Annotated in this window: 2 protein-coding genes; one reads left to right on the forward strand and one right to left on the reverse strand. The window is 62.3% G+C overall.

Features of this window, described 5'->3' with window-relative positions; translation table 11 throughout:
- Positions 1 to 559, reverse strand: a 559-nt coding sequence (locus RIN13_RS17340; RefSeq protein WP_309108562.1) for a BCCT family transporter, incomplete at its 3' end; no start/stop codon positions are given.
- Positions 560 to 756: 197 nt separating this feature from the next.
- Between RIN13_RS17340 and RIN13_RS17345 the strand changes: the two genes are divergently transcribed.
- Positions 757 to 1361 (forward strand): bile acid:sodium symporter family protein (locus RIN13_RS17345; protein ID WP_309108563.1); only part of this gene is annotated, 605 nt, incomplete at its 3' end.

The following is a 1361-nucleotide window of genomic DNA, read 5'->3' on the forward strand; positions in this document are numbered from 1 at the left end:
GGTGCTTCTTGCGATGCACGGCGTAGGCAATAGATACCCCCACCACAACGTAGATGGCCCACGCGTGCAGGCCCCAGTGGAGGTACGTTTGCGTCATCGCCTGCTGGGCGAGCTCCAAAGGCGAACCCTCCACACCCGGACGGGGAGAGGCGAAGTGGTTCAGGGGCTCGGCCACACCGAAGAAGACCAGGCCAATCCCCATGCCGGCGGCGAACAGGAGGGCGAACCAGGACATGACGGAGAACTCGGGTTCATCCTCGTCTTTGCCGAGTTTGATGTTGCCGTAATGGCCGAGGCCGATCCAGAGCGCGAATGCTACGAAGAGGGCAATCGCTGCGACGTAGTACCAGCCGAACCATCTGATGACGTTGCCCTGGATCGCGCCGAAGAGCTCTGTTGCTGCGGCCGGGAAGATCGCGGCGAAGAGGACGAAGACAATGATGATGGCGGCTGCGGGCCAGAATACCCATCTGGCGAGGTGGTTCGCCCGTTCTTCGGGGGCAGGTGGAAGGCCCCTCGGTGGTTGGCTGATGCTCCTGGTGCCTGGTGTGGCAGACATTCCCAGTTCCTCCTTATTCTCATAGAGATCTCGGACTGCTCTAGTAAATTCCTCTGTTGTCCGATGTTAAGCCTGCAGGTTTACGGACATCAGCGCTACTGAGAGCGGAAGGACGCTCCGGCTACAGGGTCATGCCCCGGTGTCATCACCGCGCACCGATTCTGAAATACAACATCGAATGTGATAACCCCTTAGGTATGTCTTCCTTATCCGAATCTTCCCCGACGGCTTCAGCCGCGGAGGAACGCAGCGCCCGCGTCGCCGTCACTCTTTTTCCCATCCTTATCCTGGCGGGAGGAGCCGTCGCGCTTGCCGCGCCAACAGCGTTCACCGGGCTGGCCGCCTGGATCAACCCGCTCCTGGGTATCATCATGTTCGGCATGGGGCTGACGCTCACGGCCCCTGACTTTGCCATTATTGCCAAACGCCCCATCCCAGTGGTGATCGGCGTCGTGGCGCAGTATGCCATCATGCCGTTCCTGGGCTGGCTGATCGCCGCGGCGCTGCAACTGCCGCCGGCACTGGCCGCGGGCGTCATCCTGGTGGGCTGCTGCCCGGGCGGGACGGCATCGAACGTGGTGTCGTACCTGGCCAAGGGCGACGTCGCCCTTTCCGTGGCGATGACCACCGTCTCAACCCTGCTCGCTCCCCTGCTGACCCCCGTACTGGCGCTGTGGCTGGCCGGTGAGTACATGCCGGTGGACGCCGGTTCGATGGCGTGGTCCATCGTGCAGATTGTGCTGTTCCCTGTGCTGCTGGGACTTGTCATCCGGCGCTTCCTGCCTGGCCTTGTCACCAAGGC

It is taken from the genome of Arthrobacter sp. (assembly GCF_031179985.1).
In the GTDB taxonomy this organism is placed as follows: Bacteria; Actinomycetota; Actinomycetes; order Actinomycetales; family Micrococcaceae; genus Arthrobacter.